Origin of the sequence: Burkholderia sp. MSHR3999, assembly GCF_000833595.1 — a bacterium.
Classification (GTDB): Bacteria; Pseudomonadota; Gammaproteobacteria; order Burkholderiales; family Burkholderiaceae; genus Burkholderia; species Burkholderia ubonensis.
Map to the genome: position 1 here is coordinate 138,327 of NZ_JRFO01000005.1, position 24,035 is coordinate 162,361.

At 66.5% G+C, this 24,035-nt stretch carries 19 protein-coding genes and 2 pseudogenes; 16 read left to right on the top strand and 5 right to left on the bottom strand.

Features of this window, described 5'->3' with window-relative positions; all coding sequences use genetic code 11:
• The first annotated feature begins 110 nt into the window (after window positions 1–110).
• The 5 genes and pseudogenes from KY49_RS14680 to KY49_RS14695 all read left to right on the top strand — a co-directional run bounded on the left by KY49_RS14680 (window position 111) and on the right by KY49_RS14695 (window position 4,745).
• Window positions 111–1,847: an AMP-binding protein gene (locus KY49_RS14680; RefSeq protein WP_042585390.1), complete on the top strand. Its 1,737-nt coding sequence runs from the start codon at window positions 111–113 to the stop codon at window positions 1,845–1,847.
• A gap of 32 nt (window positions 1,848–1,879) precedes the next feature.
• A complete protein-coding gene (locus tag KY49_RS14685; protein WP_042585391.1) occupies window positions 1,880–2,119 on the top strand; it encodes a hypothetical protein in 240 nt (79 codons plus the stop codon).
• Window positions 2,104–2,208: pseudogene (locus tag KY49_RS39150) on the top strand (ABC transporter permease); the annotation flags it as partial. The gene KY49_RS14685 and the pseudogene KY49_RS39150, both read left to right, overlap by 16 nt.
• 42 nt (window positions 2,209–2,250) lie before the next feature.
• Window positions 2,251–3,198 (top strand): ABC transporter ATP-binding protein, encoded by a 948-nt coding sequence (locus tag KY49_RS14690; RefSeq protein ID WP_042585392.1) that lies wholly within the window; start codon window positions 2,251–2,253, stop codon window positions 3,196–3,198.
• A gap of 374 nt (window positions 3,199–3,572) precedes the next feature.
• Window positions 3,573–4,745, top strand: coding sequence for a hypothetical protein (locus KY49_RS14695; protein ID WP_042585393.1), 1,173 nt, complete (start codon window positions 3,573–3,575; stop codon window positions 4,743–4,745).
• Window positions 4,746–4,825: 80 nt separating this feature from the next.
• Here KY49_RS14695 and KY49_RS39290 read toward each other — a convergent pair whose 3' ends face one another.
• Together KY49_RS39290 and KY49_RS39295 are read right to left on the bottom strand one after the other, a co-directional pair.
• Window positions 4,826–6,079: a formylglycine-generating enzyme family protein gene (locus KY49_RS39290; protein ID WP_415867645.1), complete on the bottom strand. Its 1,254-nt coding sequence runs from the start codon at window positions 6,077–6,079 to the stop codon at window positions 4,826–4,828.
• A 6-nt stretch (window positions 6,080–6,085) separates the two neighbouring features.
• Window positions 6,086–6,793: pseudogene (locus tag KY49_RS39295) on the bottom strand (caspase family protein); the annotation flags it as partial.
• Window positions 6,794–7,034: 241 nt separating this feature from the next.
• Here KY49_RS39295 and KY49_RS14705 point away from each other — a divergent pair.
• The 8 genes from KY49_RS14705 to KY49_RS14740 all read left to right on the top strand — a co-directional run bounded on the left by KY49_RS14705 (window position 7,035) and on the right by KY49_RS14740 (window position 18,327).
• Window positions 7,035–7,463, top strand: coding sequence for a DUF4399 domain-containing protein (locus KY49_RS14705; RefSeq protein WP_042585394.1), 429 nt, complete (start codon window positions 7,035–7,037; stop codon window positions 7,461–7,463).
• 42 nt (window positions 7,464–7,505) lie between these two features.
• On the top strand, window positions 7,506–7,931 hold the full coding sequence (locus KY49_RS14710; RefSeq protein WP_042585801.1) for a DUF4399 domain-containing protein: 426 nt from the start codon (window positions 7,506–7,508) through the stop codon (window positions 7,929–7,931).
• Window positions 7,932–8,268: 337 nt separating this feature from the next.
• Window positions 8,269–9,696 carry an efflux transporter outer membrane subunit gene (locus KY49_RS14715; protein WP_042585802.1) on the top strand — a complete coding sequence of 476 codons (1,428 nt, stop codon included), beginning with the start codon at window positions 8,269–8,271 and terminating at the stop codon, window positions 9,694–9,696.
• A 188-nt stretch (window positions 9,697–9,884) separates the two neighbouring features.
• A complete protein-coding gene (locus KY49_RS39000) occupies window positions 9,885–11,750 on the top strand; it encodes an FHA domain-containing protein (RefSeq protein WP_042585803.1) in 1,866 nt (621 codons plus the stop codon).
• The gene (locus tag KY49_RS14725; protein WP_042585395.1) at window positions 11,728–13,137 is read left to right on the top strand and encodes an HlyD family efflux transporter periplasmic adaptor subunit; all 1,410 of its coding nucleotides are present in this window, start codon (window positions 11,728–11,730) and stop codon (window positions 13,135–13,137) included. Before KY49_RS39000 ends, KY49_RS14725 begins: the two co-directional genes overlap by 23 nt.
• A gap of 22 nt (window positions 13,138–13,159) precedes the next feature.
• Entirely contained in the window at window positions 13,160–13,912 is a 753-nt protein-coding gene (locus tag KY49_RS14730; protein WP_042585396.1) for a peptidylprolyl isomerase, read from the top strand.
• 18 nt (window positions 13,913–13,930) lie between these two features.
• On the top strand, window positions 13,931–17,002 hold the full coding sequence (locus KY49_RS14735) for a peptidase domain-containing ABC transporter (RefSeq protein WP_042585397.1): 3,072 nt from the start codon (window positions 13,931–13,933) through the stop codon (window positions 17,000–17,002).
• Complete coding sequence (locus tag KY49_RS14740; protein ID WP_042585398.1) at window positions 16,999–18,327, top strand: sigma-54 interaction domain-containing protein; 1,329 nt, start codon at window positions 16,999–17,001, stop codon at window positions 18,325–18,327. The genes KY49_RS14735 and KY49_RS14740 overlap by 4 nt, the downstream gene beginning before the upstream one ends.
• Window positions 18,328–18,352: 25 nt before the next feature.
• On the opposite strand, the gene KY49_RS14745 is transcribed toward KY49_RS14740, so the two are convergent.
• Together KY49_RS14745 and KY49_RS14750 are read right to left on the bottom strand one after the other, a co-directional pair.
• A complete protein-coding gene (locus KY49_RS14745) occupies window positions 18,353–19,123 on the bottom strand; it encodes a PP2C family protein-serine/threonine phosphatase (protein WP_042585399.1) in 771 nt (256 codons plus the stop codon).
• A gap of 319 nt (window positions 19,124–19,442) precedes the next feature.
• Entirely contained in the window at window positions 19,443–19,727 is a 285-nt protein-coding gene (locus tag KY49_RS14750; protein WP_042585400.1) for a hypothetical protein, read from the bottom strand.
• Between the two features lie 522 nt (window positions 19,728–20,249).
• Between KY49_RS14750 and KY49_RS14755 the strand changes: the two genes are divergently transcribed.
• Both KY49_RS14755 and KY49_RS14760 read left to right on the top strand, forming a co-directional pair.
• Window positions 20,250–20,729: a lecithin retinol acyltransferase family protein gene (locus tag KY49_RS14755; RefSeq protein ID WP_052495707.1), complete on the top strand. Its 480-nt coding sequence runs from the start codon at window positions 20,250–20,252 to the stop codon at window positions 20,727–20,729.
• A 42-nt stretch (window positions 20,730–20,771) separates the two neighbouring features.
• Window positions 20,772–21,005 carry a hypothetical protein gene (locus KY49_RS14760; RefSeq protein ID WP_042585401.1) on the top strand — a complete coding sequence of 78 codons (234 nt, stop codon included), beginning with the start codon at window positions 20,772–20,774 and terminating at the stop codon, window positions 21,003–21,005.
• Window positions 21,006–21,044: 39 nt separating this feature from the next.
• Here KY49_RS14760 and KY49_RS14765 read toward each other — a convergent pair whose 3' ends face one another.
• Window positions 21,045–21,263, bottom strand: a complete 219-nt coding sequence (locus KY49_RS14765) for a hypothetical protein (protein WP_042585402.1) — start codon at window positions 21,261–21,263, stop codon at window positions 21,045–21,047.
• A 582-nt stretch (window positions 21,264–21,845) separates the two neighbouring features.
• Between KY49_RS14765 and KY49_RS14770 the strand changes: the two genes are divergently transcribed.
• Window positions 21,846–23,924: a serine/threonine protein kinase gene (locus KY49_RS14770; RefSeq protein ID WP_042585403.1), complete on the top strand. Its 2,079-nt coding sequence runs from the start codon at window positions 21,846–21,848 to the stop codon at window positions 23,922–23,924.
• Window positions 23,925–24,035 lie beyond the last annotated feature (111 nt).

Below are 24,035 nucleotides of genomic sequence, written 5' to 3' on the forward strand. Positions count from 1 at the left end.
CGCCTTGACGTCTTCCAAGGAAGATATGAGGATCGCTCTGGAAACCTATCGGAGAGAGACCCACGCGACAGGCGTGGCGACCTTTCGCCGGTGAAACTCTGGAGACAACCATGAAGATGCCGTCTGGAACATCCGGGCCTGCCGCCGGCGCGACGCTGCCGGTCAGTGGACTGTCCTACGTCAAAGGTGACACCGGCTCCGCGCTGAGCGAACTGACGGTGCCGGCACTGCTGGCCGAGACCGTGGAGCGCCACGGAAAACGTCCCGCCGTCGTATTTCGCGAGCAGGGCGTTCGCTGGAGTTGGCAGGCGTTTTCCGACGAGGTCGATGCCATGGCGGCCGGCTTTCATGCGATGGGGCTGCGCCGAGGCGACCGTATCGGCATCTGGTCACCCAACCGGTTCGAGTGGACGGTGACACAGTTTGCGACCGCCCGGCTCGGTCTGATACTGGTCAACGTCAATCCGGCCTATCGGCTTGCGGAGCTTGAATATGCGCTGAACAAGGTGGGCTGCAAGGCCATCGTCGCGCCCGAGTCATTCAAGACATCCCGTTACCTGGAAATGCTGCAGACCCTGGCTCCCGAACTGCGGCACTGCGAACCCGGCGATTTGCGTGCGGCGAAGCTGCCCGCGCTGCGATGGGTGATTCGCATGGAGGACGTATCCACGCCGGGCATGCTGACGTACCGGCAGGTGCTCGAGCGTGGCGCGGGCGTATCGATGGCCGAGCTGGATGCGATTGCCGCAGGGCTCGATGCCAACGACCCGATCAACATCCAGTTCACCAGCGGCACCACCGGCGCGCCCAAGGGCGCCACCTTGACGCACCGGAACATCATCAACAATGCACGGTTCGTGGCCGCGGCCATGAACTTGCGGGAAGAGGATCGGCTCTGCGTGCCCGTGCCGCTGTATCACTGCTTCGGCATGGTGATGTCGGTGCTGGCGTGTGCCGTCAGCGGCGCGTGCATGGTCTTTCCGGGTGAGGCGTTCGATCCGTTGACCACCATGGCGGCCGTGAGCGAGGAGCGCTGCACCGCGCTGCATGGCGTCCCGACGATGTTCATCGCGCAGCTCGACCACCCGGACTTCGATCGATACGATTTCTCCAGCCTGCGCACCGGCATCATGGCCGGCGCGCCGTGCCCGATCGAGGTGATGAAGCGGGTGGTGGCGGACATGCACATGGCGGAGATCACCATTGCCTACGGGATGACGGAAACCAGTCCGGTGTCGTTCCAGAGCGCCACCGACGATCCGCTCGACAAGCGGGTCTCGACGGTCGGGCGCATCCAGCCGCACCTCGAGTGCAAGGTTGTCGATGTGGACGGGAATGTCGTGCCGGTTGGAGAGACGGGCGAGCTGTGCACGCGTGGCTACTCGGTCATGCTCGGCTACTGGGATGACGAGGCGCGAACCCGGGAATCGATCCGCGACGGCTGGATGTTCACCGGCGACCTGGCGACGATCGATGCCGACGGCTACTGCAATATCGTCGGGCGTGTGAAGGACATGCTCATTCGCGGAGGCGAGAACGTCTACCCGCGCGAGATCGAAGAGTTTCTCTTCCGCCATCCGAAGGTGCAGGCCGTGCAGGTATTCGGGGTGCCTGATCAGAAATACGGCGAGGAGATTTGCGCGTGGATCGTGCTCAAGCCGGGCCAGGATGCCTCCGAGGACGAGATCCGTGCCTTCTGCCGAGACCGGATCGCACACTTCAAGATCCCGCGTTATATCCGCTTCGTCGAAGACATGCCGATGACGGTGACCGGAAAGGTGCAGAAGTTCGCCATGCGCGAAAGCATGATCCGGGAACTCGATCTGCGCGCAAGCAAGACTGCCTGAGCCCCCGCACCACCCATAGCCAGGAGACGAACATGAAATCCATCCGTTTCGAGCGTCACGATTCCGTCGGCCACATCGTGCTGGCGAATCCGCCGCTCAACCTTATCGCCACCGCGTTCTCCGAACGCCTGAGCGAGGCCGTCCACGAGGCCAGCGAATCGGAAATCCGCGCGCTCCTTATTCGCGCCGAAGGCCCGAACTTCAGCCAGGGCGGCGACATCCTCGACTTCATCGACAAGGAATTCAACGCGTGGCGCACGCGGCGATCCTGATGATCGGCCTCATCGGCCTCGGCACCGACGTCGTGCTCGCGCTGCTCGGCCGCAAACTGTTTCCGTGGGACCGCACGCTGAAAGCGTGACGGCCCGCTACGACTCACCGAACGATTTCCGACGAGGCGATCATGCTGAATCCCCAGGCCATTCCCGACTACCTGATCCAGTCCGACGCGGTGCGCGAGCGTTTCGCTCGCCTGAAGGCGCGCGACGTGATTCTCGACGTGCGGCACGTCGGCAAGCGCTTTCGCACGCCGCAAGGCGACACCGTCGCGCTGCACGACATCAGCTTCACGACACACCGGCGCGAGTTCGTCTGCGTGATCGGCCCGTCCGGATGCGGCAAGTCCACGCTGATCCGCATCCTGGCCGGACTCGAAGCGCAGACGAGCGGCGACGTGCTGCTCGACGGCAAGCCCGTGCGGGGGCCGGGCGCCGACCGAGGGATGGTGTTCCAGGGCTACACGCTGTTTCCGTGGCTAACCGTGAAGAAGAACGTGATGTTCGGACTGCGGATGAACGGCAGCAGCGGCGGCGAGGCGGAGCGCGAGGCGCTGCAGTGGCTCGACCTCGTCGGGCTGACGCGCTTCGCGGACGTCTACCCGCATCAGCTGTCGGGCGGGATGAAGCAGCGCGTCGCGATTGCGCGCGCGCTCGCGAACCGGCCGCGCATCCTGCTGATGGACGAGCCGTTCGGCGCGCTCGACGCGCAGACCCGCGCGAAGATGCAGACCCACCTGCTCGACATCTGGCGCAACATCGACGTCACGATCCTGTTCATCACGCACGATCTCGACGAAGCGATCCTGCTCGCGGACCGCATCCTCGTGCTGAAGGCGCATCCGGGCGAAGTGCAGGAACTGATCGAGGTGCCGGTGCCGCGGCCGCGCGGCTATGCGCAGGTCAATACGCAGGAGTTCGTCGCGACGAAGGCGCGGCTGGAGGCGCTCATCCATCCGCAGGGGGCGGGTGACGATCAGGCGGCAGGCGATCCGGCGGCCGGCGACCCGTCGGCAGGCGACCCGGCGCGGCCGCACATGATCCGGATGACCGATGTGACCGACAACGTCGAGTGACGGCGGCTCCGCGTTGCTTCAAATCCGACAAGTTGCTGGCGTCGCAATTCATGCGACAGATGGGGAGAGTGCTGCGCGGTATGCCCGGATCGGGTCCGGATGACCGGGTCGTCCTTGCGAATAGCTGTCTTCGCCGACCCGACTTCTGACTGGAAAAATGTTGTTCGTGCATCAACACTTTCGCACACCAGACTCGGCGAAGCGATTGACGTGTCCGCCGGAAAACGGTGTTGGCGCGATGGCACGATAGATGCGTCAGCACGGCCGTCCAAGTCGTAAAAACCTTGGCAACATTGGTTGAATTGGAGGGCATCATGTGTAGCGGAAACTTTGTTGGGTCATCTGTCGGAAATCTGCTGGAGGATTCCGAACGAATGCTGACATACGCGGCTCGCGCCGGAAAAATGATCGAACCGGATATACCCGCAACGATTGCGGTGGTTCGCGAAGCCGTGGCTGGCGGCAAATTGACGGCCGATCTCGAGGGGCAACTGTATTGCGCGCAAAGCCGTCTGGCCGGTGCAATCAAGCCGGTCAGCGCCGAGACGCTCGATCCGAAATCGACGGAAGACGCGAAGAAGGCGACTCGGCGCTACTTCGTGTTCACATCCATCCTGGCTGTGCTCATTGTTCCCGCATCGATGGTCATGTTCGTCGACTCAAAGCTATCCGCGAGCGGGAAAGCGCTGGTCGAAGCGAACGACAAGATCGCCATTCCTCTCCACGAGGCACTTGAGACGCAGCGAAACCATATTGTCTCAATGGAAAAGCGATACGGCGCCTACGATGCCGACAGGGTACTGGTGCGAGGGGGAAAGCCTGACCTGGACACTTCAGCTAGCCAACGCACGGTGTCCGTGGCCGATGAAAGACGCGACATCGACTACGAACAGGCGCTGACGCCGTCCGCGCTCGCGATAAAGGAGCAGCTCCAGGCTTTCGCCCGCAACAATCGCCAACTCTACGCGGAAACAAGATGGCTGGAACTGCTCTCGCTTCACGGTCGTGACGAGAATCCCTACGATTCGCCGTGGATGCGGAACAAGGCGACCCAGAGAGAAAATCTCGAACTGACTCTGCCGATGCTTGTGCGTCACGATCATTCACGCGACGGCAGCAAGGACGATCAAAAACCCCAAGGACCCGAGCACTCGATCGACGATGGCCTCCAGAAACTCGCGGTGTATCAGGACATTCGGGCGATGGCACAGAATGCCCAACATACCAGCGATTTTCTTTGGAGCGCCATCGCCGTCTATGTGCTGCCGGTGTTATATGCGGTTCTCGGCACGTTGGCCTTCATTCTTCGGGACTTGTGTACCCGGACTCGAAACCAGACGTATCACGCGTCGCATGCGCAATGTGCTTACTGCACGCGCATGATTGTCGCCGTGATTGTAGGGACAGTAATCGGGCTGTTCGACAAGTTCATGAACGGGTCCATTTCGGCATCACCCCTCGCCATCGCATTCGTGGCCGGCTATGCGGTGGATCCCTTCTTTGCGTTCATTGATCATGTCGCCTCGGTCGGACGAACCCGCGTGTGACGTGCCCTGAACCGCCGGGAGGGCCGAACTCCGGCCCTTCCAGGCTTTCCGCGCAATTTTCCGACCAGAGCGCTATCGCTCTACTTCATGTCCCTGGCCACGCGAAACCCGTTTGCCGAATACCGTACGCTGCTGTCGTATTTGAAGCGTGTAGAAACCGGCATGTAGCTCGCCCCATCCCGCCACGAGCCGCCGCGGATGACGCGTACCTGGCAATTCGGCTCGTCCCACGAGCGGCCGTCGGCAGGCGCATTCTTGTACGAGTTGTGCCAGCAATCGCTGACCCATTCCCATACGCCGCCACCCATGTCGTAGAAGCCGAGCGGATTGGCCGCGAACGACCCGACGTTGTCCGGCGCCTCGGCGTGCCACGGCGGCCCACAGTCCTTGCAGTTCGCGTTGCCCGGGCGCATCTCGTTGCCCCACCAGTAGCGCGTCGCGGTGCCGCCGCGGGCCGCGAATTCCCATTCGGCCTCGGTCGGCAGGCGGTAGGACTTGCCGCTGATTTTCGACAGCCACTTCACGTACTGTTGCGCATCGTCCCAGCTCAGGTCGCGTACAGGCGCGTTCGGCGCCGTGTTGCTGTCGCCGGGCAGGCGCGGGCAGGCGCCCGCATCGCGGCACGCGTTCCACTGCGCGACGGTCACCACGTACTTCGCGAGCGCGAAGGAATGATCGAGCGTCACGCGATGCGCGGGTTTTTCCGACGGATCGCCCGAATTGCTGCCCATCGCGAATGTCCCCGGGCTGACCGCCAGCATCGCGGGGCAGGCAGGGCAATCCCGGATTTCATTGGCGGCCGTCGCGACGCCTTTCTGCTGCGGGGCCGACGGGGCCGCCGCTGCGGCGGGAGGCGGCGCTTTCGCCGGCGAGCCGGGCGTGTGCGCAGGCTGTGCCGCTGCTGCTGATGCCGGCGCTAGCGCCGGAACGGGGGCGGGGGCTGGCGTGGGGCTCGCCGTCTGTGCAGGCGCGGACGCCGCGGGCGCCTTGGGCGCGGCCGCGCGCAGTCGCGCAAGACGGGCCTGCGCCAACGACGCGAAGCGGCCGTTCGGGTAGGTCTTCAGATAGGCTTCGTAGTCGCCCGCCTCCTTGCTGTCCTTGATCGACTCCCAGAACGTGATTTCATACTGCTCGGCGCTGTCTTTCGGCATCACGCCACGGCTGTCGAACGCGACGACGCCGACGTCGGCCAACACTTCGTCGCCGGCATGCCCCGCGCCGGTTCCTGCGCGACGGGCCCCGGGAAACGCGAACGTCGTCGCCGCATCGGAAAGGGCGGAAAGGGACGACGCGACCCACGGCGTCTGCCGATGCCCGGTGGCGCTTTCGACCATCGCGCCTGCATGGTCGAACACCTGGGCGATGCCGAGTCCCGGCAACGCGAGCGTTCGCAGCAGCGCCGCCGTGTAGACACCATGCGTTGCACCGTCGGCCGCGTTTGCGCCGGGCGCTGCCGCGTAGGCGACGAGCGTGTGCGGCGGCGGCTGGCGGGCCGCCATGTTGCCGGCGCCGGGTGGCGCACTCAGGCAGGAATCCAGAATGATCAGATCAATCCGGTCGCCATGCCGACGCGACGTCGCATCGAACACGGTTTGCAGGTCGATGCCCGTTCGCGACAGGCCGGCCGGAGAGCCGACGTCGGCATCGACCGGTGCGAGCCACGTCGTGCCGCCGACGCTGGCGCCGTGGCCCGCAAAATAGACCAGCCCGGTGCCGTCGGCCGCGATGCGGCGCTCGAACGCGGCGAGCCCGTCGAGCATTTGCTGCCGTGTGGCGTTGCGCAGCGTGACGACGTCGAAGCCGAGCGCCTGCAACGCAACGCGCATCGCATCGGCGTCATGGACCGGATTGGCGAGCGGATGGCCGCGATATGCGCCGTTGCCGATCACGAGCGCGACGCGACGCGGTTCGACGGCTGGGGCGCGCGCGGACGCTGCCGGTGGCGCGGCAAACGGATGCATGTCCTCGCCGGAGCAGACGCTCGATGTCACCGCGATCGACGCAAACAGGCATGCGGGCAAGAGTATTCGCCACATATTCAGCCCCATAGGGTCTGCTTACATATGGAACGCACATGCGTTGCCACGATGCCGGCCTGCGGCGGGCGCGGGCACGGCCAGGACACATTCAAGATAGCACGCGCATTCGGCGGCGATCACCGGAACCACCCGAGGGTCTTGCAAAAAAAGCAGACATGCGTGCACGCCTTCCCGTCGATTACGTCCTAAGCTGTTAGACACGCTCCACTGTCCGACGCCGCGCGCCGCCACCAACGCGAGGAGCAATACGATGCGAAGAAGGGCTACGCTGTTGGTCATGGCCGCCACCGTCCTGGCGCCGAGGATCGTATTTGCCGCGGGGCGCACGCCTTCGCCGCCCGGCGCCGAGGCGTACATCATCTGGCCGTCGGACGGTGCAACGATCACGGGCGGCAAGTTCTGGGTGCGCATGGGGCTGCGCAACATGGGCATCTGCCCGAAAGGCATCGAGCGGCCCAACGTGGGCCATCATCATCTGCTCATCGATGCCGATCTCCCGCCGCTGGACCAGCCGATACCGTCGGACCGGAATCACCTCCATTACGGCGCCGGTCAAACCGAGGCGCGCATCGAGCTGCCACCCGGCAAGCACACGCTGCAGATGCTGATGGGCGACCACGATCACGTGCCGCACGATCCGCCGGTGTATTCGAAGAAGATCACGATCACGGTCAAGTAGCGCGGCATGCCGCGCCCGCCGCACGAACCGGGAACCGATGCCATGAACAAGCTCATCCTCGTCGCCGCTGCCGTGGTGCTGCTATGGACGGGTGCGACGACCGCCGAGACCGGCGCGCATTCCGCGAAGGCCATCGCCTATATCGGATGGCCCAACGATGGCCAGGTGCTGCCGGCCGGACGTCCGTTCCGCGTGTGGTTCGGCTTGCGAGACATGGGCGTCGCGCCGTCGCACGTGCAGTTTCCGAACACGGGCCACCATCACCTGCTGATCGATACGGACCTGCCGCCGCTGGACCAGCCGATTCCGTCCGACCGGAATCACCTGCATTTCGGCGCGGGCGAGACCGAAACCACGCTGGAGCTTCCCCCGGGCAAGCACACGTTGCAGCTGTTGATGGGCGACGCCAACCACGTGCCGCAAAATCCCCCCATCTATTCGAAGAAAATCACGATCTACGTGAAGTGACGTCGCGCACGTCGAGCGACGGTCGCGTTGCGTGCGCGCGGCGACGCTGTCGCCAATGGCATGAATGGCGCGAGTGTCTGTGCGATCCCGACATGCCGGGCCGGAACTGTCGGCGGCGACCCGTCACGCATCGTTGATCCGTGTGCCGCGCTTACGTCGCCCCCACCACCTTCTTCATCGCCCGGACCCGCATCGGCAAGCCGCCCGGCATGATTTCCGCCGATCCCGCGAGCGGCTGGCACATCCTATGCGGTATGAGATGCGCCGCGTTCCTCCGAAGGAGTCGACCGTGAACACCCGCCTGTCGCCGAGCGTCACGCGCAACCGCCGTGGTCTCATGCGTTCGCTGGCCCGCATGGCCGGTTCCGCCGGCGCATGCGCGGCGTTGCTGTCCGGCTGCATGGATCTGAACATACCCGCGTACCAGCGCCCGGAAATGCCGGCAAAGGCCACGTGGGCGCACGCGCAAGGGCCGGTATCCGCGTCGGACGCGGTCAATCCTGAATGGTGGAAGAGCTTCGACGATCCGACTCTCGACGCGCTCATCGACAAGGCCATCGCGGGCAACGTCGACATCAAGGTGCTGGCGGCCCGCATCGGCGTGGCCGGCGCGCAGGTCGGCGAAGTCCAGGCGGGCGCGCTGCCGAGCGTCGACGTCGGCGCGGGCGCGGACTTCGAGAAGAGCACGCATCAGAAGCTGTCGAGGACCTACAACCTCGGCAGCCAGGTGAACTGGGACATCGACGTCTGGGGCAAGGTCGAGAAAGGCGTGCAGGCGCAGAAGGCCGAATTTCACGCGACCGAGGCCGACTGGCGTGCGGGCTACCTGACGCTCGTTGCCGACGTGTCGAGCACGTATTTCCGGATCCTCCAGTTCGACGACCAGATCGAGCAGGAACAGCGCACGCTCGACAAGAACCGGCAGATCCTCGCGATCTACCAGTCGATGTTCGCGAACGGCGTCGCGCCGCAGACGGAAGTGCTGCGGCAAAGCGCGGAGATCAACGGGCTGGCGAACGAGCTGATCGAGCTGCACCGTTCGCGCGACAACGCCGAAAACGCGCTCGCGACGCTGCTGGGCGTGCCGGCCGGCGAATTCAGGATGCCTGCCGGGCATCTGCGGCAACGCGTCAAACTGCCGGACGTGCCGATGGGGCTGCCCGCGCAACTGCTCGCGCGCCGGCCGGATGTCGTCGCCGCGCAGTATCGCGTGCTCGAATCGTATGACGAAGTGGGCGCGGCGAAGCTGGCGCAACTGCCGTCGATCAGCCTGACGGGGCGCGGCGGCACCGCGGCGTTCGCGCTGTCGGACCTGTTCAGGGCGTTCACGTTCAGCTTCCTGCCGAGCATCAACCTGCCGATGTTCGACCCGGGCGTGCGCGCGCACATCAAGACGACCGAGGCGCAGACGAAGGTCGCCGAGCAGCAGTACCGGCAGACCGTGTTTACCGCGTTCAAGGAGGTGGAAAATGCACTCGTCGATCTCGACGCGCACAAGCGGCAGCGCGTGCAGCTTCAGCAGCAGGGCGAGCGCCTGCGTACCGTCGCTGCGCAGGTCGAGGCACAGCTCAAGGAAGGGCTCGTGTCGCAACTCGAAGTGCTCGAATCGGAACGTTCGGTGGCGTCCGCGGAGCTCGCGCTGCTTGCCAATCATCAGCAGATTTTGAGCGACACGGTCACGCTCTACAAGGCGATCGGCGGCGGCTGGCGCGCGGTCGAAATCTCGAATGCAAGCAGCGAGCCGGCCGGCCACGCGATGCAATGAACACGCCAGCCCTGCGCGGCCGCGCGATCGGCGCCGGCCGATTGACTACCGTCATCGGTCGCCTAAACTTTTTTCACGCTCTTGCTGCCATGTGCCTTGGCGGAGCGGCTTCACTAGAGTGGTTCGCAAGCGCGCGTTTCCTGCGCCGCGTGCCCATTGGCAGGCGCATGTCGATCGTTGGCCGAATCATGGTTCCAGACGCCGCTCCGATAGCCGAGAAACAGGCCGCGCTCGATCGGCAGTTCGACATCGTGCTCAAGCCGGTTTCCCATCCGGAGCTGGGCGAGATCCGGATCGACAACGCGCTGTTCGCGGTCGGGCGGACGAACACGCCGTTCGCGTCCGCGCGGCCAGAGCTGGTGGCCGACCTGTCGCGCCGGCACGCGCGCATCTTCTTCGAAGGCAGCGCGGCTTATGTCGCCGATCTCGGCAGCAAGAACGGGACGGCCGTCAACGGCGTCGACGTCGGCGACAAGCCGCACCTGCTGCGCGACGGCGACGAACTGCGTTTCGCCGGCATGCTCGCGTACCGCGTCGCGTTCATGCCGCGCGCGACGCATCAGCCGGCGCGGCCGGCCGTCGTCACGCTGTCGCCGGAGCGCGGCGATCTCGGCCTGCAACCGGTCATCATTACCGCCTTCCCGTTCCTCGTGAGCAAGACCGACGACACGTTCGCGTGCTACCGGAACGCGTATCCGCATCAGGTGAACTACCTGTCGCGGCGTCACGCGCATATCTACATGCAGGACGGCGATGTCTTCGTCGAAGATCTCGGCAGCACGAACGGCACGTTCGTCGACGGCCGGCGGCTCGACGAGCATGCTGTGCCGCTCGGCGACGGCGCGCTGCTCGCGTTCGGCGGCGATCACTTCGTCTATCGCGTCGGCGTGCGTCGCGAGCCGGCACCGGACTCCACGGTGACGGCCGCGTCGCCCGGAACCGGCGCGAATGCGGCCGCCGCGGACGCCGACCGGACGACCTTCGTCGATACCGCGCATTCGTTCCTCGACATCTTCTGCACGGTTCCGGCCGTTCAGCAGGACGACGAAGTCAACCCGCACGCCGCGCATGGCGCCGCCGAAACCGTGCATGATGCGCGCCGCCGGCGCGGCAGGTTCGAAGTCTTCCTGTCGGAGCTGAGTGAGGCGTTCGGCGGCAGCGGGCACGTGAACCTGCGCCGGCTCGGCTGGTGGAGCGGCGGATTGCTCGCCGCGGTCGTCGTGCTGCTCGCGACGCTGTATTTCCAGGACGCGCCGCTGCGCGAGATGCGCGCGCTGCTGGCGCGCGGCGACACCGTGCACGCGGCGCAACTCGCCGACCGCCATCTCGCGAACCATCCGGACGACACGGCGTTCCTCGCGCTGGGCACCGAGGCGCTCGTCCGTTCGACGATGCCGGACTGGATCGCCGCGATGAACGTGCGCGCATTCGAGCGCGCCCGCGCCGTCGTGCAGGACATGCGCACGCTGGCGCGCCACAACCCCGACGCACGGCCGCTCGTCGACGAAGTCGCGTGGATCGGCGAGCTGCAGGCGTTCGTTGCCGGGCGCGGCGGGCCGGACGCGCCGATCCGCATCTACCGCGACGAAGCGCCGATCAAGGCATTGACGGGCCGCTGGAACGACGACCCGGGCGCGCACCAGCGGCTGCTCGACCGGATTTCGTCATACGTTCCCGCGTTCGCCGTGCCGTATGCCGACGCGCTCAGCCAGGTGCGCAAGCTGCAAACCGACAACGCCGTCTACGTGGCCGCGCTCGAACGGTTGCAGCGCGCGATCGCATCGGCGCTCGACGACGACCGGCTCGACGGTCTCCCGGCGCTGCTCGCCGATTACGAGCAGCGCTATCCGCGCCTCGGCGGCCTCGACGCCGTGCGCGCCGATCTGCAGCAGTACGCGCAGTTCGAGAGCGACGCGCGGGCCGGGCGCGGGCCGGCCGTGCTGGATCGCCTCAGGCAGTTCCGCTTTGCGACGCCGCCATTCGCCGCGCATGCCGCCACGCTGGAACGGCTCGCTTCCTCGGGAGGGCGCGGTGAAGCTCGCCAGTCTCCTTAAGCGCGCGCGCCAGGCGGCGCCGCCGGAGCCGCCGCGCTCGCTCGGCGAGGCGCTGGAGGATCACAGCGCCGAAGGGATCGCGATCCTGACGGCGCGGCCGTGGCGGCTCACGCAGGCGACCATCCTCGCGATGGTCGGGCTCGTCGTGTGCGCGCTGCTGTGGTCGTTCGTCGGCCGCGCCGACGTGATCGTGACCGCGCAGGGCGCGCTCGCGCCGGAGTCGGAGGTGCGCCGCATCTACGCGCCCGTCGACGGCGAGCTGGTGGACATCTACATCGCCGAAGGCCAGCCGGTCGAGAAGAACGACGTGATCGGCCGGATCAACGCGCGCGGCGCGATCGAGGCGGCGACCAACGCGCTCGATGCGCGGCTCAAGCTCGACGACGCGGAGCGCGAATGGAAGCAGTTTCCGGACAAGAAGCAGCTGATGGAGCGCAAGGCCGACGCGCTGAAGCAGCAGATCGAGGTCGAGGAGCACCTGCACCAGAACCGCATTGCCGAAGGCACCAGCAAGCTCGCGCAATCGCAGCGCGCGCAGGTCGACGAAGCGCGCAGCAACATCGACAACGCGCGCCACGCGCTCGATCTCGCGAAGGACGAACAGGACAAGTACGCGCGCCTGTTCGCGCTGCCGGGCGGCGGCGGCGTGTCGCAGAGCCAGGTGGAGCAGAAGCGCAGCGCGTACCTGCAGGCCCAGGACAGCTACCGCGTCGCGCAGGCGCGGCTCACGCAGCTCGAGGCGCAGCAGAGCCACGAGTTCACGCAGGCGAAGGCGCAGCTCGAGGGCAGCGGCGAGACGCTGGCCGGGCTGCGCATCCAGTACGACGCGACCGTGCGCGACATCGCGAACACCGAGGAGAAGCTGCGCCTGCAGGTGCAGACGGCGCGCCTCGCCGCGGATGCCGCCGCGCGCATCCGCTTCGAGAACATCGACAAGGACAATTTCCTGCTCGTGCTGGCGCCCGTGTCCGGCGTGATCACCGATGTGACCACGACGCAGCCCGGCGACAAGATTCTCGCCAACACGCCGCTCGGCAGCATCGCGCCGTCCGATGCGCGGCCGGTGGTGAAGGTCGCGATCGCGGAGCAGGACCGCGCGTTCCTGCACGAAGGCTTGCCGGTGAAGCTGAAGTTCAACGCGTTTCCATATCAGCGCTACGGCGTGATCGACGGCACGCTCGAATACATCTCGCCGGCGACGAAGCCGCAGGCGCAGACGAAGGAACCCGTCTACGAAGGCCGCGTGGCGCTTGCGCGTGACGCGTACCTGATCGCCGGCACGAAGTACCCGCTGCGCTACGGGATGACGGCCACGGCGGAAATTGTCGTACGCGAGCGGCGGCTGATCGGGTTCGCGCTGGACCCGTTCAGGCAGATCGCGGGCTGATGGACAAGGGAAGGGGAACGAGATGACGGCAATAGTGCGTATCGACGACGACGTGATCGGCACCGACGACTTCATCCGCGTGCTGAAGCTCACCGGGCAGTTCGAGGGCCTCGTCGAACAGCAGGTCCGCGACCGGCTGACGGTGATCGCGGCGAGGAAGATGGGCATGCAGGTGAGCCCGGAAGAAATCCAGGCGCGCGCCGACCAGTTCCGCCGCGTGCGCGGCCTGCACCGCGCCGCGGACATGAACCGCTACCTGGACGTGTTCGGCATCAGTCTCGACGAGTTCGAGCGGTTCATCACGGACACGCTGTACCAGGAGAAGACGTTCGACACCGTGTGCAGCGACGCGGCCGTCGAAGCGTACTTCAAACTCAATTCGCCGAAGTTCGACAGCATCGAGGTCAGCCACATCGTGCTGGATTCGGAAGGCAAGGCGCGCGAGATGATGGCGACACTGGAGGACGACCCGGACTGCTTCGGCGACATGGCGCGCGAGCATTCGATCGCCGACACGAGCGAGCGCGGCGGCGTGATCGGCAAGGTGCTGCGCGGCTCGCTGAAGACGGACATCGAGGCCAAGGTGTTCAACGCGCATGTGGGCGACCTGCTCGGGCCGTTCGCGGCGCCCGACGGCTCGTTCTTCGAGATCTTCTCGGTCACCGCGAAACACCCGGCCGCGCTCGACGCCGACGTCGCGTCCGAGGTGCGCCGCCTGCTGCGCGAGGAATGGCTCGCCGAGCGCGCGCAGGAACACATCATCGAGGCACGCTGAACACGGAGAACCGCACCGATGGACGCACAAGCCCCCGCTCCGGCCAGCACCCCGTCGCTCGCGGCGTTTCTCGCGTCGGTGGAGCCGCTGTCGCTGTTCTCGCGCGACGAACTCGACCGCATGGCCGCGCATGCGCAGGTGCGCACCTACGCGTTCGGCGACACCGTCTGCAACCGCGGCGAACCCGCCGAGGGCCTGTATGTGCTGCGAAGCGGGGCCGTGCGCCTGATCGCCGACGAGCGCGGCAAGGAAACCAGCGTCGGCGTGCGCAAGGAAGGCGAGGTATTCGGCGAAATGGCGATGCTGCGCGACTGCTGGCACGAGGTGTCGGTGCGCGCGTCGAAGAAGGCCGAGGTGCTGTGCATCCCGCGCAGCGCGATCGAACCGATCCTGCGCGACAACCCCGCCGCGCAGGCATTCGTGACGAGCTATGTCGCGATCAGCTCGGCCGGCGGTTTCGTGACGCGGCTGTTCGACCTGCGCGGCAAGCTGACGCGCGCCGAGCTCGAGGAATACGTGTCGAGCGTCGGCGTGAAGCGCGTCGCGGCCGGCAAGGAGATCGTGCGGCAGGGGCCGGGCGGCGACCTGCGGCTGTACGTGGTGCGCCAGGGCGAGGTGAGCGTGTCGTGCCGGGAGGACGGCAACGACTATCCGCTCGCGACGCTCGGCGCGGGCGAGATCTTCGGCGAGCGCGCGTGCCTGCTGCGGCAGGAGCAGGCGGCGACCGTCACCGCCGTCACCGATACGCGCCTGCTCGTCATTCCGGAAAAGACCGTGCACTTCATGCTCGAGCGCAACCCGAAACTGCGCGAGGTGCTCGAGGAGCGCATCCGTTTCGTGGATCAGGAGCTGCAGCGGCAGAAGAAGCTCGCCGAGCGGCGCCGCCACCCGCTGCAGATCGACATCGGCGCCGACGCCGCGTTCGGCGAGCGCATGATCAAGCGTTTCGTGCTGGTCGAGCAGGCGGAGGAAATGGATTGCGGGGCGGCGTGCCTCGCGATGATCTGCCGCCACTACGGCATCGCGATGACGCTCGGCAAGCTGCGCGATCTCGCGAACGTGACGACGCAGGGCGCGACGCTCGACAGTCTCGCGCGCACCGGCGAGGCGGTCGGCTTCGCGACGCGCGGCGTGCAGTGCACGTACGAGGCGCTGCTCGGGTTCGACCTGCCGTTCATCGTGCACTGGGAGGGCTACCACTACGTCGTCGTGTACGGCGTGTCGAAGTCGTGGGTGCGGATCGCCGATCCGGCGCTCGGCTTCAGGAAGCTGAGCGTCGAGGCGTTCGAGCGCGGCTGGAGCGGCACCTGCCTGCTGTTCACCGCGAGCGCGACGGCCGCGGCGCCGGTCGAGTCACGTTCGCCGTGGGTGCGCTTCATCGGCTACCTGCGCCCTTACAGGAAGATTCTCGCGCACCTGTTCCTGGCGACGTTCGTGATCCAGGTGCTCGGCGTCATTCCGCCGCTGATCATCCAGAGCGTGCTGGACGGGGTGATCGTGCACCAGAACGTCAGCCTGCTGCACCTGCTGATTGCCGGGCTCGTCATTTCGCACGTGTTTACCCAGTTGATGACGACGATCCGCGCCCACCTGTCCAACTTCATGGTGCGCAGTCTCGATTTCGCGATGATGTCGCAGTTCTACAAGCACACGATGTCGCTGCCGTATTCGTTCTTCGCGCGCCGCAAGAGCGGCGACGTGTTCGCGCGCTTCCAGGAAAACCAGACGATCCGGGCGTTCCTGACGGAGTCCACCGTGACCACCGCGCTCAATCTCCTGATGATCTTCATCTACTTCACGATCATGTTTCTCTACAACGTGAAGATGACGCTGGTGCTGATCGCCTTCGTGATCCCGATCATGGCGCTCACGGCGCTCGCGACCCCGAAGCTGAAAGGCTATGCGCGCGAGGTGTTTGCCGCGTCCACCGATGCGAAGTCGCTGCTGATGGAGACGCTCGGCGGCGTCGAGACCGTGAAGGGCATGGGCATCGAGCGGTCGGTGCGGCTGAAGTGGGAGCGCAAGTATGCGAAGGCGCTCGACGTCCAGTACCGCGCACAGGCATTCAATATCCTGGTGGCGCTCGGCGGCCAGCTGCTGAATGCGGCGACCACGATCGTGATCCTGTGGGTCGGCGCGAACCTCGTGCTCGCGCATGAACTCAGCATCGGGCAACTGATCGCCTTCAATGCGTTCATGGGCAGCGTGCTGGCGCCGCTGATGGGGCTCGTCGGCATGTGGAGCCTGATGAACGACGCGGCGGTGGCGATGGAGCGGCTCGGCGACGTGCTCGACATCGAGCCCGAGCAGCCGCCGTCCGAACTGGCTTCGCGCGTGCTGCTGCCCGACCTGCAGGGCGACATCAGCTTCGACGGCGTGTATTTCCGCTACGGCGGCAACGAAACGCCTTACGTGCTGGAGAACATCAACTGCACGATCAAGCGCGGCGAGATGGTGGCGATCGTCGGGCGCAGCGGTTCGGGGAAAACCACGCTGGCGAAGCTGCTCGTCGGCTTCTATGCGCCGACGGACGGCAAGATCGTGGTGGACGGCTACGACATGAGCGCGATCGACAAGGCTTACTACCGTGCGCAGATCGGCTACGTGATGCAGTCCAACCTGGTGTTTTCCGGATCGATCGCCGAGAACATCGCATGCGGCGACGCGAGCCCCGACTGGCGCCGCATGGAGGAGGTCGCGCGGATGGCCGACGCGCATGCCTTCATCAGCAAATTGCCGCTCGGCTACGAGCAGGTGGTGGGCGAGCGCGGCGTGGGCCTGTCCGGCGGCCAGATCCAGCGGCTTTGCATCGCGCGCGCGCTGTATCACGACCCGCGCCTGCTCGTGTTCGACGAGGCGACGTCGTCGCTCGACACGCAGTCGGAGAGCAACATCCTCGCGAACATGCACGAGATCCTGCAAGGGCGCACGGCGGTGATCATCGCGCACCGGCTCAGCACCATCATGCGCGCCGACAAGATCCTCGTCCTGTACGAAGGCGCGATCGTCGAACAGGGATCGCACGACGAGCTGGTTGCCCTCAAGGGCATGTATTACCAGCTCGTGCAGAAACAACTGGGCGCAACATGAAACTCTTCGACCCGCACGGATTCGGCAACTCCGCGATCTCGTATGCCGGCCTGCTCGAGAAGATCGAGATCCTGCGCTCGATGCTGCGCTGGGCGCCCAGGCTCGAGCGCGCGGACATCGAGAAGCTGCTCAACCAGGCGAACGTGCTGCGCGACGAGGTGATGCAGATGTCGCGCAAGGAGCGCTTCGTCGAGGCGGCCGTGGCCACGCCGCAGACGTCCGACGCTTCAGACACGCCCGACGCGGCGGAGCCGGCCGCGCCTGCGGCGCACCGGCGCCGGCAGGCGCTGATCGAGCGCAGCTTCATCTTCGAGGGGATCTTCGGCGACAACCCGAAGCTGCTCGCCGCGCTCGAAATCGCCGAAAAGGCCGCACCGACCGATCTGCCCGTGCTGATCGACGGCGAGAGCGGGACCGGCAAGGAGCTGATGGCGAAAGTCATCCACGCGAACGGGGCGCGCGCCGACCGGCCGTACATCTCGGTGAACTGCGGCGCGATTCCCGACAACCTGCTCGAATCCGAGCTGTTCGGGCATCGGCGCGGCGCGTTCACCGGCGCGTCGAACGATCGCAAGGGCAAGTTCGAGAGCGCGCACACCGGCACGATCTTCCTCGACGAAATCGGCGAGTTGCCGCTGTCGGGCCAGGTCAAGCTGCTGCGCGTGCTGGAATCGCACGAGATCCAGCGGGTCGGCTCGGACGAGCCGATTTCCGTCGATACGCGCATCGTCGCCGCCACCAACAAGAACCTGCGGCAATTGAGCGAACAGGGGCTGTTTCGCGAGGACCTGTTCTACCGCCTGAGCGTCATTCACCTGACGTTGCCGGCGCTGCGCGAGCGTCGCGACGAAATTCCGCTGCTGCTCGCGTACTTCGGCGACGAGGCGGCGGGGGCGCTGAAGCGCAGGCCCGTCAGGACGACGCCGAAGCTGCGCGACTTCCTGCTGACGTACGCGTATCCGGGCAACATCCGCGAACTGCGCAATCTCGTCTACCGTCTGTCGTGCCTGGCCGGCGAGGTCGCGGACATCGAGCACCTGCCCGAGGACATCCGTCCGAAAGCCGTGTCGGCAGCCATTCGTGCGACGGAAGACGGTACGCCGGGCCGGCCGCTGTCGCTCAGCGACGCGAAGCGCGCCGCGAGCGACGAGGCGGAGCGCGCGTTTCTCGAACGCGGGCTGCAGGAGACCGGCGGAACCGTGGCCGAACTGGCGCGTCGTTGCGAGATGAACCGGTCGCACCTGCAGATGCTGCTCAAGAAGCACGGCATCCGTTCGAAAGCGTTTCGTCATCCGGACGGCACGACGCCCGGCAAGGACGCGTGAACGCAACGCGCGCCCGCTTGCCGGTTCAGCGTCGCACGGCAGGATTGGCGAGCGTGTGGTCCGACGCATCGGGATCGTCGGCGCGGATCACGACGGCGGTGACGTTGTCGCGTCCGCCCTCGCGCAACGCGAGATCGACGAGCGCGTCCGTGGCGCGCGCGCAGTCGCCGCACGCGAGCGCGGCCGAGATGTCGGCTTCGTCCATCTCGTTGCTCAGGCCGTCGCTGCACAGCAGGAACATGTCGCCGTCGCGCACGTCGATGCGTCGCTCGTCGAGATGCAGCCGCTCGGCGGCGCCGACGGCGCGCGTGATCAGGTGCTGTGACGGATGATGGCGCGCCTGCTGCGCGCTCAGGTGGCCCTGCGCCTGCAGTTCCGCGACGCGGCTGTGATCGAGCGTGAGCTGCGTCAGGTGCGCGTCGCGGTACAGGTAGATCCGGCTGTCGCCGGCCCAGAGCCAGCCGCATTGACGGCCGCTCGCGAGCAGCACCGCCACCGTGCTGCCGATCATGCGTACGCCGCGCTGGGCCGCCGATTCGCGCAAGCGCGCGTTGACGGTATCGAGCGCGGCGCGCGCGGCGTCGATGAAGTCCGCCAGCGTGGCCGGGGCGGCCAGCCGTTCCAGCGCACGCACGATGGTCCGGCTCGCGAGGTCGCCGGCCGAATGGCCGCCCATGCCGTCCGCAACGGCCCACAGGCCACGCTGCGGCAACGCGAGGCAGTCGTCTTCGTTGATCTCGCGAACGCGGCCCACGTCAGTGCGTGAAGCCGAGGTCCATTGCAGTTCTGCGCTCACGGCGCGCCATTCCTTTCGTTAGGGTCTGTTTACATACGGAACGCACATGCGTTGCCACGAGAACGGCCGCTCGCGAGGCGCGCGACGCTGCGAATACTGGACGTATCGCCAAGGAGCGCAACGCGGCGAGCGGCCGTTCTCGTGGCAACCCCAAATTGAAAACCCATTCCAGGGGAATGCCCGAAATCGCCCGTATGGCGGCGTCGCGCGTCGCTTGTTTGGCTCGGCCAAACGGCGCTCCTTGCTCCTTGCCCTACGGGCGATTTCGGGCATTCGCATGTGCGTTCCGTATGTAAACAGACCCTAGCGTGAACAGCCGCTAGGCGAGCCGGTTCCTGCCGTCCGCGCCGACGCCGACCACGATGTTCGAACCGGCCGCCGAGTTCGTGACGTCGATGTTCTGGATCTGGTTGAGGACCTGGTTCGCGTAGAACGTGTTGTACGTCTGATAGAGATTGACGACGGGCCCGAACGCCGGAGCCGGCGGCGCGTAGGGCTGGATCCAGCCGAATACCCACGGCGCGCCTGCGCCGCGGATGAACGACATCGTCTTGCGGTCGATGTCGCGCTGCATGTGAAGGTCGGTAATCGCGAGCGAGGTCATGATGCGTCTCCGAATGGGGGCTGGCCGACGGACCGGTACCCGATACGTGCAAACCTCGTGCCATGCATGACGCAACCCGCATGCGCTGCCCGGGCGCGTGCGTCGATCCGGCGAGCGCCGCACGCGGCAAGGCACCGCGTGATCGACACGCGTTGCTTGCATGCTAGTGCGTCGCGGCCCGGTCCTGCAATGGTCGTGCGCAGGCCAACAGTTGCGCGCGCGGACGTCGCCGCGAAACCGACACCTGCGCCGGCGGACGCCGACGGCTGTCCGGCGCGCCAACTGGTGCCGTCGCACCAACGAAATCCCCGTCGAATGGTTGGCCGCGCGACGACAGCGCGGCGCCCGGCGCGCCGCGCGTTTCCCGTCACGCCTGGCGCGACGGGCTGCGGATGATTGGCACGCTCGATGCAGGTTAGTTGGCAACCGGCTAACCCTTCGGCAGCACGGGCGGCCGCCAACCCGCAGATGGAGCCAGTCATGGAACGCGACCTTCAACCCGTGAACAGCGCAGTGTCCCGCATGGCCGCTGGTGCTGCGCAGGGGATCGTGCACGCGGCACTGCCGCTCGGCGCGCACCTGGTTTCCGATCGCGCCGGCTACAGCCATCACGGCATCCATGTCGGCGGCGGGCGCGTCGTCCACTACGCGGGGCTTTGCGCGTCGCTGCATCGCGGCCCGATCGAGGAAGTCACGCTCGAACGCTTCGCCGCCGGTCACGCGGTGCGCATCGTGCCGCATCCGCACGCGGCCTACGCGGGACATGCCGCGGTCCTGCGCGCGCGTTCCCGTCTTGGCGAAAACCACTACCGGCTGCTGACGAACAACTGCGAGCACTTCTGCACGTGGTGCGTGGAAGGCACGGGCCACAGCGAGCAGGTTCGCACGTGCGTCATGCATCCGCGCACGGCGCTTCGGTTCGCGCTGTCCCTCTGCCGCGCGTTGATCGTGGCGCGGCGGGCAGGCGGACGGTGTGCGGCGGCCGCGATCGCAGCCGCATGAGTGACGTCCCGACGCGTTCGACATCGCCACCAGGGGGTTGAAATGAACGGAACCGGATCATCCCTGCGCATGCAGGTCGACAAGTGGCTCGCGCCGAGCGTGTTCGTACCGGCACGCGTCGTGCGTTTCAGCCGCATGGCTGAGCAACGGCGCCGCTATGTCTGCGTCGAGGCCGCGCATCCGGCCGGCACGATCGCGATCTTCTTCTTTCGTCACGACGACGGCTCGTGGTGCGTGTTCCCGCCGGCAGACCGGCGGCTCGCGATGACGATGTGAGCGGCCCGACCGTGCGCGCCGAGCCCAGGGGGGTGTCGATCAACGCAACAGCGTCGGACGCGCGCGGGATGGTGCTGCGTCGGCCGCCGGCGCACGCGTCGAGGCAGCGTTTTGTGCGTCGGTGTGAAGAAACGGGAAAGTCCGCGGCGCGAGCATCGTCTGATGCGCGCGGACCATCGCGCCGCCCGTGATGGCGGCCATCGCCTGCCGGTCGAGGTCGACGCTTTCGGGAAGATCGTTGATGACGAGCACGCCCATGGTTGGCTCCGCGAAATCGGATGGGGGAAGGGCAGCCGCGCGGCATCATGCGATGCGCCGGCGTGCGGGGTTTCTGTCCAGTATAGGTTTCGCCGCACAGGAGCGCGCACTTCGCCAATCCAGGGTCTGTTTACATACGGAACGCACATGCGTTGCCACGAGAACGGCCGCTCGCGAGGCGTGCGACGCCGCGAATACTGGATGTATTCGCAAGGAGCACAACGCGGCGAGCGGCCGTTCTCGTGGCAACCCCAAATTAAAAAATTCATTCCAGGGGAATGCCCGAAATCGCCCGCATGGCGGCGTCGCGCGTCGCTTGTTTGGCTCGGCCAAACGGCGCTCCTTGCTCCTTGCCCTGCGGGCGATTTCGGGCATTCGCATGCGCGTTCCGTATGTAAACAGACCCTAGTCCCGGCACTGATTGCACAGGGCATTGGCGCAGACTAGTATGATTTGTTAGACATCCTGTCGGAAGGCCGGCGGCCGGTGCGGCGCGCAGCCGAATTCGTCTGACGATGGCGTGGTGGCGCCGCGAGGCGCCGAAGCGGGTCGGCAAGCTGAAGCTGAGTAGACGGCATTCGAATGATGAGCTTTACGCAGCTGATTCAAACCTTCCAGAGCGGGGCGCTGTCGCGGGACGCGTTCTTCTCGGAGATCGACCGGGTGCTGGCGACCGACCAGGTCGATTGCGCGCAGCTGCGCGAAGTGCTCGACCAGACGCAAACCACGCAGCCGCTGTCGGACGAGATCTACGCGGAAGTGCTGAGGCGCATCGAACGGTGTCGCGACAAGACGGCATCCGCCGGCGACGCAACCCGGATTCAGGAGAGCCCGCTTCACGCGGACGCTCGTCCGGGCACCCCGCCCGGGCCGTCGAGCGGCGCAACGTTCGTCGACGGCGAGCGCGTGAAAGGCATCGGCGATACGCTGAACGGGCGCTTCGTGCTGGAGGAGTGCCTCGGTGTCGGCGGGATGGGCACCGTGTACAAGGCGCTCGACCTCCGCAAGCTGGAGGCGTCGGATCGCAAGCCGCACATCGCGATCAAGGTGCTCAACGTGCAGTTTCGCGGCCAGCCGACGTCGCTGATCGCGCTTCAGCGCGAAGCCCGCAAGGCGCAGACGCTCGCTCATCGCAACATCGTCACCGTCTACGACTTCGATCGGGACGGCCCGCTCGTCTATCTCACGATGGAGTATCTGTCGGGCAAGCCGCTCAGCAAGGTGCTGCGTGCGCCGGGCTTTGCGGGCATGCCGCTCGATGCCGCATTGCCGATCATCGCCGGGATGGGCCAGGCGCTGGCGTATGCGCATGAGCGCGGCTTCGTCCACTGCGATTTCAAGCCCGCCAACGTGTTCCTCACCGACAGGGGCGAAGTGAAGGTGATCGACTTCGGGATCGCCCGCGCGTTCCAGCGGCGCGACGAGGACCCCGACGTGACCGTGTTCGACCCGGCGAGCCTCGGCGGCATCACGCCGGCCTATGCGAGCCCGGAGATGTTCGAGCATCTCGAACCGGACCCGCGCGACGACGTCTACGCGCTCGCGTGCGTCACCTACGAATTGCTGACCGGACACCATCCGTTCGACCGGCTGTCGGCCACCCAGGCGCGTCATGACCACTTGCGGCCCGCGCGCCCGCCCGGCCTCGATCGCACGCAATGGCGAACCTTGAGCGCCGCGTTGTCGTTCGACCGCGCGACGCGCACGCCCGGCGTCAACCCGTTCCTGGAAGGCATGGGCGTGTTCAAGCGCCGTACGCCGGCATCGGGCGCGCGCGTCGGGGCGGCCGTGGGCGCGTGCGCGCTGGCGGCGATCGCCGTGCTCTGGTACGGCTACCACGCGCTTTCGCGCAGCGGCGAAAGGCGCGCCGCGGCGGACACGCTCGCGCAGGCGCCTGCAAACGGAGGGAATGTCGCGAAGACGGACGCCGCCGGCAGCGCGCCCGCGGCCGCCGTCCCCGCCGCTGCCAGCGCGCCGCCGCCGGCGATCTCGCTGGCGGCCGTGATGGCTGCGCTCGCGCGCATCCCGTGTTCGGCGCTGGATGCCTCCATGCAGGATCACGTGCTGCAGGTGCGGGGATTCGTGGAATCCGGTGTCGGTGTCGCGCGGGTGCGCACTGCGCTCGGCGGCATACCGGGCGGGCAGGCGGCGAATCTCGACGTGCGTCCGATCGATGCCCACAATTGCGAGGTCGTGACCGCGCTCGCGCCGTACTGGCGATCGAATCGGGCGTCGCCGCACACCGCGTCGATCCGCACGCGAGCGCCCGATGCGCGTCTCACGGAAGGCAACCCGCTGGTCATCGACATCACGACACCCGGTTACGACTCGTACGTGAACGTCGACTATTACGTGCTGAACGGGAGCGTCGTGCATCTCGTGCCGAGCAGCCACGCACGCGACAACCAGGCGCCGCCGAATTACTCCGCCACGATCGGCAGCATGGGCGACTGGGTGATCGGCAAGCCTTTCGGGACCGAGATGATCGTGCTCCTCGTCACGCCGGCGCCGTTGTTCGACGGGATGCGCCCGCCCTCCGAGCCGCGCGCCGCCTATCTCGCGGCAATCGATCGACAGTTGAAACAGTTCGAGGCCAGGTACGGCGCGGGGCGCATCGCCGCCGATTTCGTCCAGATCACGACGCGCGCCGGCGGTAACTGATCGGGCGGGTTCATCCGTATGTCAACGGCGTAGGGCCTGTTCACGCTAATAACGGGCTTGCGAACGTGCCTTGCCGGTCGGAGTGCAAGGAGGGAGGAGCGCCGTTTGGCC